The following is a 16789-nucleotide window of genomic DNA, read 5'->3' as shown; positions in this document are numbered from 1 at the left end:
CGGGCCCGAGCCGCCGGGGGCCTCAGCTGCCGGTCAGGGTTCCGTCGAGGAGGGGGAGCAGGCGGTCCCAGTGGCGCCGCAGTCCGGCGGGGTCGAAGGAGTCGGTGTCGGACATGGTGAAGCCGTGGACCGTGCCGGGGTAGATCTCGGAGGTGTAGTCGGCCCCCGCCGTGTCCAGGACCCGGTTCAGCTCGCCCAGGGCCTCCGGTGTCAGGTCGCTCTCGGCATGGCCGAAGTGGATCCGGGCTGTGATCCCGGCGAGGACGTCGGCCCCGGCCGCGCCCACGGGACCGTGGAACGCGGCGACGGCGGCCACCCGCCCGGGGTGGGCCGCGGCGGTGCGCACCGCCAGGAGACCGCCGATGCAGTAGCCGGTCACTCCGACCGGCCCGGCGGCCACCTCGGGCCGGGTGGTGAGGAACGCGAGGTAGGCGGCGGCGTCCCGCAGTGCGCGGTCGGCGGTGTGCGCCTCGATCAACGGCATCAGCTGGGCGAACACCCCGGCCCTCGCCTCCTCTCCGATGTGCTCGGGAAGGTCGATCAGCGGGGCCGGACCGTGCCGGTAGAAGAGATGGGGGACGAGCACGTAGTACCCGTGCCCGGCCAGTTCGCGGGCCATCTCCCGCAGTACGGGCCGGATGCCGAAGCCGTCCGCGTACATCAGCACCCCCGGGTGCCGCCCGCCGTGGTCGGGGAAGGCGGCGAAGGCGTCGGCCGGACCGTCCGGGGTGGGGATCTCCAGTGTTTCGATGGGCATGAACTCTCCTGTCGTGGTTGATGAGTTGAGCCTGTGATCAACACGACGGAGGCGGAGCCCGCGCGGCAGCGCACGGTCCCCGGCAGGACAGCGGGCCCGCACCGGCCCGTACGGCGCTCAGCGGAGCACCGGGTCACCTGTCCGTGAGTGGCGCGATGCCGTCCCGGTATGCATGGCCGCACAGCGTAGCCCACGCGCAGTGACGCGCCCCCGACCGGCGGGACGGACGTACGGGAGCCACGCCCCCGGCCCGCTGCCGAGAGACCGGCCCCGCGCGGCGGACGTTCCCGGAGGGACCCTAGAACCCCGGGGATGCCTTGAGGATGTCCCACTCACGGTCATCGGTGTTGCACTGATCGATCGTGAGGCGGTTCTCGTCGGAGGACTGGCTGAGGAAACTCTCGCCCTTGACGCTCAGACAGAGGTCTTTGCTCAGGTAGTTGTGGAGGTAGTAGTGGCCGTCCGACTGTTTCTCCATCCACCACAGCTGGTTGTCGGCCTTGGTGCCGTCACAGGTGAACTCGGCGACCGGTGTCCCCGCCGGCCTGGCCCCGTACTCACCCAGGTCCATGCAGAGATGATCATTGGTGTTGCGGATCGTGAAGAGGCTGTGGTCGTTCGGGCCGCCGTGCGCGTAATGGATCTCGAAATCCCAGACCTGGTTGTCCGTTTCCGGAGGGGCGCAGTCGTTCTCGGTGACCGGACCGTTGATCTTGCCCTTGTCCCTGCCGGGGAGGTCGGCGCAGAGCTTGGTCACCGCGTTCCGGATCAGAACATGCTTCAGGTCCGCCGGATCCTTCTTCTTGGGCGCGCCGCCGCCTCCACCGCTGCCGTTGCCTCCGGCCCCGGCGCTGTCGCCGCCTGCGCCCGGCTTGGGGGCGTCCGGTGAGGGCGGCGGATCCGAAGGTGTGGGCAGGTTGGGTGTCGGGGTGGGTGTGGGGAGTGCGACGCCCGCTTGCTGGAGTTTCTCGGTGGCGCGGGTGGCGACCTGGGGTTTGTGGGTGAACCAGTACATGACGAAGACGATGGCGACGGCCATGAAGACCGCGAAGAGGGTGGCGAGCCAGCGGGGCAGGAAGCCGCGCTGGACGTAAGTGCCGTCGACGTCCAGGGGTTTGGTGCCCGAGCGCTGGATGGCGAGCTTGTACGGGCGGTCCTGTTTGCGGCCGAACCAGATGATCTGGCGGGGCCGGAGGGTGGCTTTCACGAAGGCGGCGCGGCCCGGCTCGATCTGGACGTTGGCCGGGTACATCTCGTACGTGAGCTGGTCGCCGTTCTCACTGCCGTTGACGGAGGCGGTGAGTTTGGTGTTGCCGAGGTTGTCGATCGCGAGCTTGGGGCGTCCGCGGAAGCGGCCCTTGACGGTGTGCGGGACGAGCTCCGCGCGGATCTCGGAGAACGGGGTGATCGTGACGTTGCCCTCGGGGACGGTGGTCGCCTCGGGGTGCTCGGTCGGGATGACCTGGATGCCGTACGGGTTGGGTCCCGCGATGGCGTCGGGGGTGCGCGGCGGGGCGAACGTGAGGGTCACGGTGCCGGTGGTGCCGGGGAAGAGACGGATGGTCGGTGGTTCGACGGTCACGTACGGGGCGAGGTCACCGACGGGTACGCACCGGTACTCGTCCACGACGTCGCCCGTGTTGCGCAGCCGAAGCCGCACGGTGGCCGTACTGCCGGGGTCCACGGTGGTGGACGCAGGCTCCAGAGAAGTCCAGATGCTCACGCGCCGGACACTAGTCAAGGGCGTGACGTCGTGTCACCAGGCTGGGGGGCAGCCCCATTGCCCCGTGCGGCCACTCCGGCTGCCCTCGGCGCCGTGCGACCCGACCACACCGTCCGGCCGCACGGCAACTCCCCGTACGCACGGCATCGACGGTGCGTACGGCACGCCCCGTACGCAGCGCCCCGTACCGCACGGCACCGTCGGCCACCGCAGTCCGGTGCCCGGTCACTCCGGGGCCGGTTCACCCGCCCGCCGGTAGTGCAGCAGCACGACGCCGTTACCGAAGACACGGGACTCGGCCAGGTCGAGGCCGACGGTGGACCCGGCCACGGGGAAGAGCGGGGTGCCATCGCCGACGATCACGGGGTGGACGTAGATACGGAACTCGTCGATCAGCCCGTGCGCCATGAAGGAGGCGGCGAGACCGGCGCCGCCGAGCGACAGGTCCCCGCCCGGCCGGTTCTTGAGCGCCCGCACCTCGGCCGGGATCACCTCCCGTACGACGGTGGTGTTCCAGCCGGCCCGCTCCAGGGTCCTGGAGTACACGATCTTGGGCATCTCGCGCCAGATGGCGGCGAACTCCTTCACCGGCTCACTGCCGGCCGGGTCGGCGTCCGCGGTCGGCCAGTAGCCGGCCATCAGCTCATGGGTCACCCGGCCGTCGAGGAAGCCGCCCACGGTCGCCAGGTACGCGTTGAAGTGGCGGTGGAGTTCGTCGTCGACCCGGTGCCAGCTGATGTCGCGACCCGGCCCCTCGATGTACCCGTCCAGGGACACCGACATCATCAGGATGATCTTTCGCATCGTGGCCTCGTGGGGGTCGGCGGGAGTGTCCCGGCGGGAATGTCCGGCGGCCCGGAGAATACGCCCGAGGTGCCCCGGAACCCCGTCACCCCGCCAGGGCCGCGGCCGGCTCGCCACCCGCCCCCGTCTGCCGGGAGCGGACCAAGGCGGCCACCCCGACGACCAGCGCGACCCCTATGGCCAGCAGGTGCTCGCGCCCCGCGAGGTTCGGCCGGAGCACCGACTGGACGACGATCACCCCGGTGGTCAGCGCGGCCAGCACCGGGGCGCGCCGGACCACGGCCAGATAGGTGAAGAGCCCGGCCACGGCGGCGGAGGGGCCGGTGTCGAGTACATGCGCGGTCTCGGGCGGCAGCCCCAGCGGGCCGTGCCCCAGCGCGATCATCGCGCGGGCGCCGAGAGTGCCCGCGAGGGACGTACCGCAGGCCAGCAGCAGGGTGCGGGTGCGGCCGACGACGAGTTCGGCGAGCGCGAAGGCGAGGAACAGCTTGGGCAGTCCCGCCCAGACGGGCAGCCCGGGGTCCGTGAGGACCAGGGAGACCGGCGTACGCAACAGGACCAACGGGAGGGGCAGATCGGCCCGGACCTCGCCGGTCAGCCGTATCGCGGTGGCGCCCGCGTGGGTCCGTATCAGCTCATGCACGACGATCACCGCGAGGACGGCCAGCACCCCCAGCGCGACCCCCGGCACCCCGCGCCGTCCGAGCGTCCGCACGGGCTCGCCCACGATCCGGCGCCACTCGCCGCGCAGCAGGTCCTTCCCGTAGGCGGTGAAGCGGGTCGGGGTGAGGCGGTTCGGGGCGGGTCGGGGCGGGGCAAGGTGCGGTGGTATTCGGTCGCCGGGCTCTCGTGGTGTACGCCCGGCGGACTCATCCGGTATGCGGTCGGCGTGCCCGCGCGCTGTGCGCCCGGAGGATCCATCCGGTATGCGGCCGACAGGCCCGCGCGGTGTACGCCCGACGGACCTGCGCGGTATCCGGCCGACAGGCCCCCGCGGTGTGCGCCCGGCGGGCCCGCCGTCATCGTCCGACGTCCGGCAGCCGTCGACAGCCCCCACCGCTCACTCCCCACGCTTCCCGCCCGCCACCCGGTGGCGCGGGCCCCGGCCGCGCCACTGGACATGTGCACGGCTCCGGTGATTCTGCCGCACAGGCCGGCCGCGCGGTTGCCCGGTGCCCCGCGGCGGTTCCGCCCGCATACGGCTGTGACCCGCCCCTCCGTTTCGAGGGGCGGGCCACAGCCGTTTCCGCGGCTCCCGGAAGTTCTCGCTCCGGCGGGTCAGGCGCCGGTGAAGTAGTTGTGGAGTCCCGGCACATGGAGCGTGCCGCCGAACTGCCCTGCCTGCTTGACCGTGACGTTGGTGAAGAACGCGAACGGTACGTTGATCGGCGGCGGCGTATCGGGGCTGAACGTGATCGGGATGAGGCCGAAGAGGTTGCCCTTCAGCGACTCCGTGTACATCGTGACCTGGCCGTCGCGGATGGTCGACGTCGAGCCCGACGCTGCCTGCACATGGCCGGTCGACCCGTTCGGGCCGACGGTCATCTGGTGCAGGTCCTTGATGTCAAGCGAGGACGCGGTGAACTTCAGGACCTTCTTGATCTTGCCGCTGCCCGTCCGGACCTCGACGATGCCCTTGTAGTCAAGGCCGTTGAGGGTCAGCATCGAGCTCTTCAGCGTCCACGGGTCGTCGGGCAGCGCGGGGATGCCTTTCTCCTCGTCGGCCGCCGCGAGCGCCTTCGGGTCGGCGGTGGGGCACGGGTAGGACGGCTTGGCACCGTCCGGGACGGCCGTGTCCTTCTTCGGGTCCAGGCCCTTGGCGTCCGCGGGGAGTTCCTTGACCGGCTTGCCCGCCTCGGCTGCGGCCTCGCGGATCTTCTCGGCGGTCTTGTCGGCCGTGGTCTTCGCCGCGCCCGTGACCTCGTCGACCGTCTTCCCGGCGGTGTCCGCTGCCTTCTTGTCGGCGGCCTTCTTCTCGGCGGCCTTTTTCTCGGCCGCCTTCTTCTCCGCGGCCTTCTTCTCCGCGGCCTTCTTCTCCGCCGCTGTCTCCCCGGACTTCTTGGACGATGTGGAGGAGGACGGGTCAGCGGACGAACTCGCCTTGTCCTTGTCCGGGTTGAACAGGTGCTTGAGCGCGTCACCCACACCCAGCGGGTCCAGCGGGTTCTTCGTCTCCGAAGCGGACGGCGAGGGGCTGGACGAAGGGGTGCCGTGGTCCGAGGCGGAGGAACCGGACGTAGAGCCCAACTTCTTGGCCGCACCGTTCTCGTCCGCCGATGGAGTGGCCGAGGGGGACGGAGTGTCCGAGGCGTCCGCGGACTTGTCGTCCTTCTTGGTCTCGGCGTCCTTCTTGGCCTTGTCGTCCTTCGCGTCCTTGTCCGACGCGCTGTCCGACGGGCTCGGCGAGTCCGACGGCTTCGCCGAGGGGCTCGGGTCGTCCGAACGGGACACACACGGGCCGGCCGCGAACGGGATGTCGCCGTGGTCGTCGGCCATCGCCAGCTTGGGGGTGAGTCCCATCCCGACGAACACCGCGGTGGGCATGGCCGCCAGGGCTATCGCCTTGCTCGCGGGTATGTGCAGCTTCGTCAGCAGCGACTTCCGGGGGGCCGCGTGACGGCCGCCTCTTCTCTCCCGGTAGTCGTCGCCTTCGGTGGTACTCAGCTGCGCTTCGTCACCCCGCACGGTGCCTCCCACCGTTGGCATCCACTGTCGTGTCCTTGTCATATCCGGCCGACTTCTGCTCAGGGACGGCCGGAGCGTGGCCGAAAGGAGAGAAGTCGTCCGCGGGAGCGGTGCCTCCGGGCACGCTTCCGTACGGAGTCCCGCCCTCGGAGCCGCCCTGGGCGGGCACCGCCGGATCGGCCTCCGGCTTCGCGGGGGCCCAGGAGAGCGAGAGCGCCCCGCCGATCATCGACAGCAGGAAGCCGATGATGAAACCGCCGATGTTGGCCACCGGGAGCGAGATCAGCGCGAGCAGGATCGTCGCTATTCCCGCGAACACCCGCACAACGCCGTGGAACCACATCGTCAGGCCCAGTGTCACGAGCAGGACACCGATGATCAGCGACCCGGAGCCCGCCGTGGTGGACATCGCGAGCGTCACATTCCCGAGATGCATATTGGCGTACGGGAAGTAGGCGATCGGTACGCCACCCAGCACGGTGAACAGGCCCGCCCAGAAGGGTCGGCTCCCCCGCCAGGCGCGGAAGCGAAGCCTCCAGTAGGAGAAATCGCGGGAACCTGTGGACTCGGCGCTCATGGAAAACAGCTCCCTGGTACCGGTGTTGCTGTGAAAAGTGAAGAGGGTCGGGCGGCCAGGAGACTGAACAGCCCGCCTCCCGGCCGCCCTGGCGTGCTCAGTAGCACTCGTTTCCGGCGCCGGTCCCGTGCTTCAGCTTCAGGGTCAGGTTGCTGAGCTTGAAGGTGCCGGCCGTGGTCGCCCACGCCGTCTGCTTCACATTCGTCAGCACGGCCCTGTCGGCTCGCTGCGAGAAGCCGTTCCCGTTGACCTTGCTCTCGGTACCCGGCTGGATGCCGGAGTCCTTCGCCGCGACACCGATGTCGATGTGCCTGAAGTCGGCGTCAGCCTTGAGGTCCGCTACGTCGATGTAGAGATCCTTGGCTACGACCGGCCTCTTCGAGTCGGTGCCCGCGCGCAGCTGGAGCGTGATGTCGCCCAGGCCGAACGGCAGGTTCGGCGTGACCACCGACTGACACAGGTTCTGGATCTTCGCCCTGCTGAACCCCGACACGGCCACCGCGTGAGCGGCGTTCTTGCCGTCCAGCGACTTGCCTGTCGCGACGCTTCCGTACTGACGGAAGTCGTGCCCGTCCAGGCTGTCGGCACTGACCTTGAAGCTCTGACCCGACACGCTGAACGAAGCGGCGAGCGCACCCTGCGCGAGGCCGACGCCCACCGCAGCGGTGGCGACCACGCTAGGCACCATGACAAGCGCGAACCGCTTCCATCTGGTTCCGCCACGTACCTGGGAACTCACTTAGTTTCCTCCTTCTCGGACGTACATCTCCGGATCGGGTTCGAAGCCCGTCCTGGGATGGGAGAAGTGCTACGTCCTCGGGAAGGAGAGCGCCCGGTTCAGAAGCGCGAACCGCGTCCGAAGCACCGGCGATCACCCCCGAGCGACAACCACTGGCCACGCCTTCGCGCAACCGCTGGACAGGCCCCGCCGGGTGGCAGGAACCCCCCTGTCCCGCAGCCGGCGCCCACTGCCGCCGACCGGCTCGGTGGGGACCCAAGCGGCCACGCCGCGACCGGTTGCCGCGCTGGTGCGTTATTGGACCGAGCCTGGCCGATCGTGGTGCATTCGCGGCTGTGGCACAAGGGGTTCGTTACCGGCTAGTAACGCCGGGATAACCGAACCGCGACCGGCCGATATCGCCCGGGCACACAGGGTGGAGCCGACGGCGGCGCCACATCGGGTGGTAGGCGCCCATAACCGGGCAGAAGGACGTACTTGATTTACTCGGAGTAACAGACGGCCGCAATTGCCAAGCTTTGGCAAAGTACGGCCGCCGGTTATCGCTGTGTCGCCAAATCGTCAGCGGCAACCCGCCGACACCGCGCGTTTAATGACTGTTCAGAAACGGCTGACGCCCCTTCAGAACCAGCGTCAGAACAGCACCCGCGCCAGGGCGGAACGCGCCGCGGTCACCCTCGGGTCTTCGGAGCCGATGACCTCGAAGAGCTGGAGCAGATGGACCCGCGCTGCCTCGCGGTCGCTGCCCGCCGTGCGCTGCACAGTCTGGACCAGACGCCCGAAGGCGTCATCGACATGACCACCGACCAGATCGAGATCGGCGGCGGCGAGCTGCGCCGGGACGTCAGCGGGCTTGTCGGCCGCGTCCTTCCGGACCTGCTGCGGGTCCAGGTCCTTGACCCGGCCGAGCAGTTCGGCCTGGGCGAGACCGAGCTTGGCCTCCTCGTTGGCCGGGTCGTCCGAGAGGACGCTGCGGTACGCCTGGACCGCACCGTCGAAGTCATTGGCGTCCAGCGCCTGGACGGCCGTTTCGAGCAGCGCGTCATAGGGACCGGCCGGGGCTTCGGCGGGCTCGGCGTCCGCGGCGGGCGGCTCCGCGTCCGGGTCGACCGGGATCCCGGTGAGGCCGAAGCGCTCCTCGCCGACCTGGATCAGCTGGTCGAGGGTCTGCCGGATCTGGGCCTCCGGCGCGGCGCCCTGGAAGAGCGGCAGCGCCTGCCCGGCGACGACGGCGAAGACGGCCGGGATCCCCTGGATCCCGAACTGCTGCATCAGCATCTGGTTGGCGTCGACATCGACCTTGGCGAGCAGGAAGCGGCCGCTGTACTCGACGGCGAGGCGCTCCAGCAGGGGGCCGAGCTGCTTGCAGGGCTCGCACCACTCGGCCCAGAAGTCGATGACGACCGGGACCTCGGCCGAGCGCTGGATGACATCGCGCTCAAAGCCGGCCTCGTCGACATCGATCACCAGCGAGACGGGCGACACCGGAGTTGCTCCGCCCTGCCTGGCGGTCTCGGCCCGCGCCTGCTCCGCTTTCTGCCGGGCCTCGCCGGCGGCCTTCACTGCGGCGAGGTCGACGACGCCGCTCATGGACATGTTCCTAGGCTGCATACGTACATCCTCCCCCCTCCACCACTCGTTCAGGAAAGCCGTTCAGCAAGCTGTCGGCGAAATCCGCCGGTGGTGCGGGACCGGCCCGTCCGTACACCCCCCGCCGGATGCGGGGCGTACGGGACGGACGCGGACCGTCGGCCCGGTGAGGGGCCCGGACGGGCGCAGGGTCCCCACCCTGGCGCCCATGGCTCTTTCGTGCTGTTCTTCTGTCACCCGGTTGTCGCGTGGTCGTCGCGTGGTGCTCGTGCGGCCGGGGCGCGCTTGCGCCTCCTTACGCTACGACTCGTAGCGTAACTGGTCCACCGGGAACCACGGGCGTAAATCCTCCGCCGGTTTTCCGTGATCTGACTCACGGCGGCTGAGCTACTGACCGGTATGGTCGCGGTCATGCCGCTCAGCAAGCCCACCCGAACGGGTCGCCCACGCTCCGCAGAGGCCGATACCGCGATCCTCGTGGCGACGAGAGCCGCGCTGGTCGACCTGGGCTGGTCGAAGCTGACCATGGGCGATGTGGCGACCCGCGCGGGGGTGGCGAAGACGACGCTCTACCGGCGCTGGTCGCACAAGAACGAACTGGTCGTGGACGCCGTGGCGGTCCTCTTCGACGAGCTGGAACTGCCCGACCGCGGCAGTCTGGCCGCCGACATCGAGGGGGTGGTGCTCCAGTTCGCCGCGCTCCTCGCCCGGCCTGAGACCAAGACCGCGCTGATGGCGGTGGTCGCCGAGTCGATCAGTGACGAGGCGCTGCGCGCCCGGATCCGCTCGGCCATCGTCGACCGGCAGAAACGGCTGGTGACCATCGGCCGTGAGCGGGCCCAGGCCCGGGGTGAACTCCCCTTCGAGGAGGACCCCGAGACCGCGGCCCGGCACACCGACCTGATCTTCGACGTGGTCGCGGGGGCCGTGGTGCACCGGGCGCTGGTGAGCGCGGAACCGGTGGACGGGGAGTGGGCGCGCGAGTTCACGCTGCTGCTCTGCACCGGGCTGAGCGCCGCCGCCGAGCCTCCGGCCCCTCCCCCGCCCCCGTCCATGGCGCCGGATCCGCCCCCGGCGCAGCCCGGGTGATTCCCCGGCCCCCACCCGTTCTGATACCCGGCAGCGGTCCGCCGCGCATGAGAACTGGGGCGGCCCGCGACGCATCAGAACTGGAGCGGTCCGCAGCGCATCAGACCTGGTAGCGGTCGGCCGCGAAGAGGTGCAGATTCTCCGCGATCCACTCCGATGTCCGCTTCAGCCCCTCGGCAAGCGGGACCTCGGGCTGCCAGCCGGCCCATGCACGGGCCCGCGAGTTGTCCGACAGCAGCCGCTGGACCTCGCTGCCCGACGGGCGGAGCCTGGCCGGGTCGACGACGACCTCCGCGTCCCGGCCGGATGCCGCGATCAGCTCCCGCGCCAGCTCCCCGATCGAAATCTCCTGCCCGGTACCGAGGTTGACGCTCTCGCCGAGCGCCCGGTCGCACTCCGCCAGCGCGAGGAAGCCGCGCGCCGTGTCCGTGACATAGGTGAAGTCACGGGTCGGCGTGAGCGATCCGAGCCTGATCTCCCGTGCTCCGGCGTGGAGCTGGGCGAGGATGGTGGGGATGACGGCGCGCGCCGACTGCCGGGGTCCGTAGGTGTTGAAGGGCCGCACCACCGTCACCGGAAGTCCGAACGCGTGCCAGTGCGAGAGCGCCATCATGTCCGCACCGATCTTGGACGCGGAGTACGGGGACTGCGGCTGGAGCGGGTGCTGTTCGCTGATCGGGGCGGTGAGCGCCGTCCCGTACACCTCACTGGTCGAGGTGTGCAGCAGACGCCGTACGGAGTGCCTGCGGCAGGACTCGGCGATGTTCTCGGTGCCGGTGACATTCGTGGCGACGTACGCGCCGGGGGCGTCGTAGCTGTACGGGATGCCGATCAGCGCCGCGAGGTGGAAGACCGTGTCGCAGCCGGCCACGGCGTCGTCGACCCGGCCTGCGTCCCGGATGTCGCCCGCCACCATCTCCACCTGGGAGCTGCCCAGATGGCGGGCGAGGTGGCCCTTCTCGCCGTACGGCTTGTAGTGCACGAAGGCCCGGACCCGCGCGCCCTGTTCGACCAGCAGGTCGACCAGGGTGGAGCCGATGAAGCCCTCGGCTCCGGTGACGAGGACGGTGCGGTTCTGCCAGCGGGAGGTGGCCGGGGACAGGGTCATGAGGTGAACTCCCTTGCGTGGGACAGGACCCGGGCGGCAAGCAGATCCGCCGCGCGGGCATGGGTGGAGGGGCCGGCCGCACCGCTCATCGCGGCGAGCCGGGCGGGGTCGGCGAGGAGCGGGCCCGCCACATCGGCGAGGCGCTCCGCCGTCGTCTCCGCGTCGGGGACCAGCACCCCCGCCCCGGCGTCACTCAGGACGCGGGCGTTGTGGGTCTGGTGGTCGCCCGGCGCGTGCGGATAGGGCACGAGGACCGCGGGCACCCCGGTGGTGGCCAGCTCGGCGACGGTGGCGGAACCGGCCCGGCAGACCACCAGGTCGGCCGCCGCGTACGCGAGGTCCATCCGGTCCAGATAGGGGACGGCGCGCGCGATCCGGCAGCCGCCCTCGTCGGCCAGCCGGGCCCTGGCCGCCTCCAGGGCGGCCGGGCCGGTCTTGATGAGCAGATGGACGTCCGTACGCGCCTGCCAGCGGGCCGCGAGCCCGACCGCCGCTGCGGTGAGCCGGGCCGCGCCGAGGCTGCCGCCGTTGACCAGGAGCAGCCGCGCCCCGGCGGGGACGCCCAGGGTGCGGCGGGCCTCGGCGCGCAGCGCGGGACGGTCGAGAGCCGCGATCGGTGCGGCGATCGGCATCCCGACCGTCTCCGCCCGCTCGCCGCCCGCGAGGTGGGCCCGGCTGCGGTCGAAGGCGACGGTGAGATGCGGGGTGAGCCGGGCCGCGAACTGGTTGGCGCGGCCCGGCACCGCGTTGGACTCGTGGATGACGCTCGGCACGCCGGCCATCCGGGCGCCGAGCACCACCGGCGCGCTGGGGTAGCCGCCCATGCCGACCGCGACCTGGGCGCGCTGCTCGCGCAGGATGGTCCGGCACTGCACACCGGACTTCAGCAGGGCGGCGGGCAGCAGATAGCGGCGGGCGCCGAGCGCCGGGTCGAAGGGGATCATGTCGACGGTGTGCAGCGGGTATCCGGCGCCGGGTATCAGCGTGGATTCCAGGCCGCGGTCGGTGCCGACGAAGGAGATCACCGCGCCGGGTACGGCCCGGCGCAGTGCGTCGGCGAGGGCGAGGCCCGGGTAGATATGACCGCCGGTGCCGCCCGCACCGATCACGACGGAGAGTGGTGTGCGCATGGGCAGCACACTCGCGTCGCGGGGTAAGAAGGTTCTAAGACGCTGCTTTGGCAGGCTTTGCCCCATGAACCCGTACCCGCACACCCCGCCCGCGAGCCCCCGGCCCAGGAAGATCCTGGTCGTGGACGACCAGCCGGAGGTCCGTCTGGCGGTGGAGGACGGTCTCACGGTCGAGGGGTACGAGGTGCTGGGCGCGGCCGACGGCCTGGCCGCGCTGTCGGCCGTCTCCTCCTGGCAGCCGGACGCGGTCGTGCTCGATGTGATGATGCCGGTCCTCGACGGCCTCGCGGTCTGCCGGCAGCTGCGGGCGGTCGGCGACCGGACGCCCGTCCTCGTACTGACCGCCCTGGACTCGGTGAGCGAGCGGGTGGACGGCCTGGAGGCGGGCGCCGACGACTATCTCGTGAAGCCCTTCGCACTCGACGAGCTGGTCGCCCGGGTGCGGGCACTGCTGCGGCGGGCCGCACCGGCCGACGAGGAGCCGGGCGTCCTGGTGTACGGCGATCTGACGGTGGATCCGGTGACGCGCACCGGGCGCCGGGCGGGACGCGCGATCGAGTTCAGCAGGACCGAGTTCGCCCTGCTCGATCTGCTGCTGCGCCACCCCGGGCAGGTCCTCACCCGGGAGCTGATCCTGGAGCGGGTCTGGGGACAGGACTTCGGGCCCGACTCCAACTCCCTTGCCGTGTACGTGGGTTATCTGCGCCGCAAGCTGGAGGCGGGCGGCGAGCCGCGCCTGGTCCACACCGTGCACGGCGTCGGCTACCGGCTGGACGCCGTATGAGCGCCCCCGGCGGCCGGAGCGGCGCGCGCCGGGCGCCGTCCCACCGGCTCGGTGCGCGCTGGCGCCGCCGCCGTCCGCTGCGCACCCGGCTCGCCCTGACCGCTTCGGCGGCCGTGGCCCTGGTGGCGCTCGGGGTCTGCGCGGCGGCCTTCTTCGTCCAGCGGTACGAGATCTACCACCAGCTGGACCTCAATCTCGTCCAGTCGGCTTCCGTCACCGGAAGCGGGCGCGGGGGCGGGCAGCCGGGCGTCGTGGAGGGGCAGTGCCAGTTCCTCGCCTCGCCCGCCTGCTCCCAGATCGTGCCGGCCGACCCTTCGGCGGACCCGGCGGGGCGGTATCTGCTGCCGGTGTCGGGGCCGGTCCGTGAGGTCGCGGCCGGCACCCGCGCTCCGTACTTCAGCAACATCACGCTGCAGGGGCGCCCCACCCGGATGCTCACCACCACCTTCGGCCACCACAAGGCTGTGCAGGTCGCGCTGCGCGCCGACCCGGTGGAGAAGAGCGTGCGGCGGACGGCCCAGCTGCTCGCGGCGGTCGGCGGCGCCGGGGTGCTGATCGCGGCGGGGCTGGGCTACTGGGTGTCGCGCACCGGTCTGGCGCCCGTCGCCCGGCTCACCCGGGCCGCCGAGCGGATCGCGGCGACCCGGGACCCGCGCCACCGCATCGAGCTGCCGCCGGGGCCCGTGACCCGGGAGGACGAGGTCACCCGGCTGGCCACCACCTTCAACACCATGCTGGGTGAGCTGGAGCAGTCGGTCACCGCGCAGCGCCGGCTGGTGGCGGACGCCTCCCACGAACTGCGCACCCCGCTCACGGCGCTCCGGACCAATGCCGAACTCCTCGCCCGTGCCGACCGGTTGACGCCCGCTCAGCACGACCGGGCGGCCGGGGCCCTCACCCGGCAGATCCAGGAGGTGACGACGCTGGTGAACGACCTGATCGAACTGGCCAGGGACGAGGAGCCGGTACCGCTGGTGGAGAGTGTCCGGCTGGCCCCGCTGGTCGAGCACGCGGTGGCAGCCGCACGCGGCCACTGGCCGGGGCTGGTCCTCACCCTGGAGGTGACGGCGGACCCGGTCCTGGACGGCGTACCGGCGCGGCTCTCCAGGCTGCTCGCCAATCTGCTCTCGAACGCGGCGAAGTTCTCCGGTGCGGGCGGTGAGGGCGGTGGGGTCGGTGGGGGCGGTGGGGTCGACGTAGTCCTCACCGCGACCGAGCTGACCGTACGCGACCACGGGCCCGGGATCGCGCCGGCCGATCTGCCGTATGTCTTCGACCGCTTCTACCGGGCCCGCGCCGCGCGTGCGCTGCCCGGTTCCGGTCTGGGCCTCGCGATGGCCCGTCAGATCGCCCGCGCCCACGGGGCGGAGCTGACGGCGGAACAGGCGCCGGGCGGCGGGGCGCTGTTCCGGCTGAGCCTGCCGTGAGGTCCGGCGGGCGTCAGCGGGCGAGCCGGCCGAGCAGCGACGAAGCGGCGAGCACGCCGAGTGCGGCGGCCACCACCAGCACCCCGTAGTCCAGGGCCAGATGGGCGTGGGTGCCCAGCAGCAGCCCGCGCAGGGCGTCGACCTGGTAGCTCAGCGGATTGGCCTTGCTGATCGCCTGGAGCCAGCCGGGCATGATCGCGACCGGGTACAGGGCGTTGGAGCCGAAGAACAGCGGCATGGTGATGGCCTGTCCGATCCCCATCAGCCGGTCGCGGGTCAGCACGATCCCGGCGATGGTCATGGACAGACAGGAGAAGAACGCCGAGCCCAGGATCACGACCACCGCCACCCCGAGCAGCCGCAGCGGATTCCAGGTCAGCGCGACGCCGAGCAGTGCGGCGATGACGACCACCACGACCGCCTGGATCAGTGCCTTCACCCCGGCCGCGAACGCCTTGCCGGTGATCAGGGCGGCTCTGGGGGTCGGTGTGACAAGGAGTTTGGTGAGGATTCCGGCGTCGCGCTCCCAGATGATCTGGATGCCGTAGAAGATCGCGATGAACATCGCGGACTGGGCGATGATGCCGGGCGCCAGATAGTCGATGTACGGGATGCCGCCGGTCGGGATGGCCCTGATCCGGGTGAAGGTCTCCCCGAAGATCAGCAGCCACAGCGCGGGCTGGACGGCTCTGGTGTACAGCTCGGTACGGTCGTGGCGCAGCTTCTGCAGCTCGACCACGCACATGGCGGCCACCCTGGCCGGCACCATCCGCCGGCCGGTGCGTGGCTTCGGCGGTACCAGCAGCAGCCCGAGCCCGGCCCGGTCGGCCTCAGCCGACCCGGGTGGCGGTGCGGCGGGTGGAACGGACATCGCGGAACTCACCTCCCTGCTCGTCGAGACCACTGCCCGCGACGTCCCGGAAGACGTCCTCAAGGGTGGGCTCGGTGTCCTCGCGCCGGGCGGCGGCGGGGGCCGTGCCGGACGGGACGTCCGGGGTGTCCGGGGCGGCGGCCCGCCCGGCAGTGGATCCGGCCGGGGAGCCGGTGGCGCCGCTCTGTGCGCGGCGGCGCTCCCGCAGGCCCGCTCTCAGCTCTCCCGGGGTGCCGAGCGCCCGTACCCGGCCCTGATGCATCAGCGCGAGCCGGTCGCAGTACTGCTCGGCCTCGTCCATGTAGTGCGTGGTCACCAGTACGGTCATCCCGGTGGCCCGGCGTACGGCGTCGATGTGTTCCCACACACTGGTCCTGGCGATCGGGTCGAGGCCGATGGTCGGCTCGTCGAGGATGAGCAGTCGGGGCGCGCTCACCAGCGCCTGGGCGAGTTCGAGCCGGCGGATCATGCCGCCCGAGTAGGTCTTGGCGAGCCGGTCCGCGGTCTCCGCGAGGCCGACGGCCGCCAGCGCCTGGGTGACGCGCTCGGCCCGTTCGCGCCGGGAGACATCGAAGACCCGGGCGAACAGCGCCACGTTCTCGCGTGCGGTGAGCCCGGCGTCGGCGGAGAGCTGCTGCGGTACGTAGCCGAGCAGGCGCCGCACCGCCATCCGCTCCTTCGCCGCGTCGTGCCCGAACACCCGCACCCGTCCGGAGGGAACCGGCAGCAGGGTGGTGATACAGCGGATCACGGTGGTCTTGCCCGCACCGTTGGGTCCGAGCAGACCGAAGACCTCACCCGCGCCGACCGAGAGGTCCACGCCGTCGACGGCCCTGGTCGCACCGAAGGCGTACTCCAGGCCGCTACAGGAAACGGCCGGGCCGCCCTCGCCGGTCCCGGCGGGGCCACCACTGCCACTGCCACTGCTGCCACTGCCCCGGCCGTTCTCGTCGGCGCCGCCGCTGCCGTCGCGCCCCGGGTCGCTCATGAGCCCTCCACCTCCTCGTGCAGGTTCCCGGCGAGCCGCCGCAGCGCCGGGAGCGCGGCGGCCAGGGCCGCCCGGTCCTCGTCGGAGAGCCGGGCCACCTGGGCCCGGACCAGCTCGCCGCGCCGCGTCTGCCAGTCACGCAGCCGTTCACGGGCCGCCGGGGTGAGCCGCAGCCGCACCGCACGCCGGTCGTCCGGGTCGTTGTCGCGGATCAGATATCCGGCCCTGGCCAGCTGGTTGACCAGCGTCGAGACCGAATTGCCCGCCATATACAGCTCTCTGGCCGCGTCCGAGACCCTGATCCCGGGCCGCCCGCCGACAAGCCGCAGCAACTCCGCCTGCGCCCCTCGCAGCGGTGGCGCGGCAAGCCCTCGCCGCAGCCGCCGCCGGACCAGCCGGTGCACCCCGGCCAGCACATCGGCAAGCGACTCGGGAAACTCTTCGGTGGCCACGCTTCTTATTTTAGCTCTGTGTCAGAGGTAACGGCCAGTGGGCGTCCGACCACGGATATGCGTGT

General features: G+C 71.3%; 16 protein-coding genes. 3 read left to right on the top strand and 13 right to left on the bottom strand.

What is annotated here, in order from left to right:
- Nucleotides 1-22: 22 nt before the first annotated feature.
- The 8 genes from ACWGKJ_RS04385 to ACWGKJ_RS04350 form a co-directional block, all read right to left on the bottom strand.
- The gene (locus ACWGKJ_RS04385; protein WP_385030482.1) at nt 23-757 is read right to left on the bottom strand and encodes a dienelactone hydrolase family protein; all 735 of its coding nucleotides are present in this window, start codon (nt 755-757) and stop codon (nt 23-25) included.
- Nucleotides 758-1055: 298 nt separating this feature from the next.
- Nucleotides 1056-2480: an RICIN domain-containing protein gene (locus ACWGKJ_RS04380; protein WP_385030479.1), complete on the bottom strand. Its 1425-nt coding sequence runs from the start codon at nt 2478-2480 to the stop codon at nt 1056-1058.
- A gap of 225 nt (nt 2481-2705) precedes the next feature.
- Entirely contained in the window at nt 2706-3284 is a 579-nt protein-coding gene (locus tag ACWGKJ_RS04375) for a dihydrofolate reductase family protein (protein WP_385030476.1), read from the bottom strand.
- Between the two features lie 85 nt (nt 3285-3369).
- Nucleotides 3370-4011: a hypothetical protein gene (locus ACWGKJ_RS04370; RefSeq protein WP_385030473.1), complete on the bottom strand. Its 642-nt coding sequence runs from the start codon at nt 4009-4011 to the stop codon at nt 3370-3372.
- Between the two features lie 551 nt (nt 4012-4562).
- On the bottom strand, nt 4563-5969 hold the full coding sequence (locus ACWGKJ_RS04365; RefSeq protein ID WP_385030523.1) for a hypothetical protein: 1407 nt from the start codon (nt 5967-5969) through the stop codon (nt 4563-4565).
- Nucleotides 5959-6546 carry a DUF6114 domain-containing protein gene (locus tag ACWGKJ_RS04360; protein WP_385030470.1) on the bottom strand — a complete coding sequence of 196 codons (588 nt, stop codon included), beginning with the start codon at nt 6544-6546 and terminating at the stop codon, nt 5959-5961. Before ACWGKJ_RS04360 ends, ACWGKJ_RS04365 begins: the two co-directional genes overlap by 11 nt.
- A gap of 97 nt (nt 6547-6643) precedes the next feature.
- Entirely contained in the window at nt 6644-7285 is a 642-nt protein-coding gene (locus ACWGKJ_RS04355; RefSeq protein ID WP_385030467.1) for a DUF6230 family protein, read from the bottom strand.
- Nucleotides 7286-7918: 633 nt separating this feature from the next.
- Entirely contained in the window at nt 7919-8896 is a 978-nt protein-coding gene (locus ACWGKJ_RS04350; protein ID WP_385030464.1) for a tetratricopeptide repeat protein, read from the bottom strand.
- A 390-nt stretch (nt 8897-9286) separates the two neighbouring features.
- Between ACWGKJ_RS04350 and ACWGKJ_RS04345 the strand changes: the two genes are divergently transcribed.
- Nucleotides 9287-9964 (top strand): TetR/AcrR family transcriptional regulator, encoded by a 678-nt coding sequence (locus ACWGKJ_RS04345; protein WP_385030461.1) that lies wholly within the window; start codon nt 9287-9289, stop codon nt 9962-9964.
- Between the two features lie 100 nt (nt 9965-10064).
- Here ACWGKJ_RS04345 and ACWGKJ_RS04340 read toward each other — a convergent pair whose 3' ends face one another.
- Both ACWGKJ_RS04340 and ACWGKJ_RS04335 read right to left on the bottom strand, forming a co-directional pair.
- Nucleotides 10065-11072, bottom strand: a complete 1008-nt coding sequence (locus ACWGKJ_RS04340; protein WP_385030459.1) for an SDR family NAD(P)-dependent oxidoreductase — start codon at nt 11070-11072, stop codon at nt 10065-10067.
- Nucleotides 11069-12202, bottom strand: coding sequence for a UDP-N-acetylglucosamine--N-acetylmuramyl-(pentapeptide) pyrophosphoryl-undecaprenol N-acetylglucosamine transferase (locus ACWGKJ_RS04335; protein WP_453315666.1), 1134 nt, complete (start codon nt 12200-12202; stop codon nt 11069-11071). Before ACWGKJ_RS04335 ends, ACWGKJ_RS04340 begins: the two co-directional genes overlap by 4 nt.
- 64 nt (nt 12203-12266) lie before the next feature.
- On the opposite strand from ACWGKJ_RS04335, the gene ACWGKJ_RS04330 reads away from it, so the two are divergent.
- On the top strand, nt 12267-12986 hold the full coding sequence (locus ACWGKJ_RS04330; protein ID WP_385016771.1) for a response regulator transcription factor: 720 nt from the start codon (nt 12267-12269) through the stop codon (nt 12984-12986).
- Nucleotides 12983-14413 (top strand): HAMP domain-containing sensor histidine kinase, encoded by a 1431-nt coding sequence (locus tag ACWGKJ_RS04325; protein ID WP_385016768.1) that lies wholly within the window; start codon nt 12983-12985, stop codon nt 14411-14413. Before ACWGKJ_RS04330 ends, ACWGKJ_RS04325 begins: the two co-directional genes overlap by 4 nt.
- 13 nt (nt 14414-14426) lie before the next feature.
- On the opposite strand, the gene ACWGKJ_RS04320 is transcribed toward ACWGKJ_RS04325, so the two are convergent.
- Genes ACWGKJ_RS04320 through ACWGKJ_RS04310 form a run of 3 tightly spaced genes read right to left on the bottom strand, consistent with a single transcriptional unit; the run spans nt 14427 to nt 16724 of the window.
- Nucleotides 14427-15284: an ABC transporter permease gene (locus ACWGKJ_RS04320; protein WP_385016766.1), complete on the bottom strand. Its 858-nt coding sequence runs from the start codon at nt 15282-15284 to the stop codon at nt 14427-14429.
- The gene (locus ACWGKJ_RS04315) at nt 15244-16272 is read right to left on the bottom strand and encodes an ATP-binding cassette domain-containing protein (protein WP_385016763.1); all 1029 of its coding nucleotides are present in this window, start codon (nt 16270-16272) and stop codon (nt 15244-15246) included. Before ACWGKJ_RS04315 ends, ACWGKJ_RS04320 begins: the two co-directional genes overlap by 41 nt.
- Nucleotides 16269-16724 carry a MarR family winged helix-turn-helix transcriptional regulator gene (locus ACWGKJ_RS04310; protein ID WP_385016761.1) on the bottom strand — a complete coding sequence of 152 codons (456 nt, stop codon included), beginning with the start codon at nt 16722-16724 and terminating at the stop codon, nt 16269-16271. The genes ACWGKJ_RS04315 and ACWGKJ_RS04310 overlap by 4 nt, the downstream gene beginning before the upstream one ends.
- Between the last annotated feature and the right edge of the window lie 65 nt (nt 16725-16789).

The sequence above is a fragment of the Streptomyces sp. NPDC054757 genome (genome assembly GCF_053612185.1).
The sequence above is the reverse complement of the archived record's forward strand: the minus strand, read 5'-3'. Positions and strand labels throughout refer to the sequence as shown.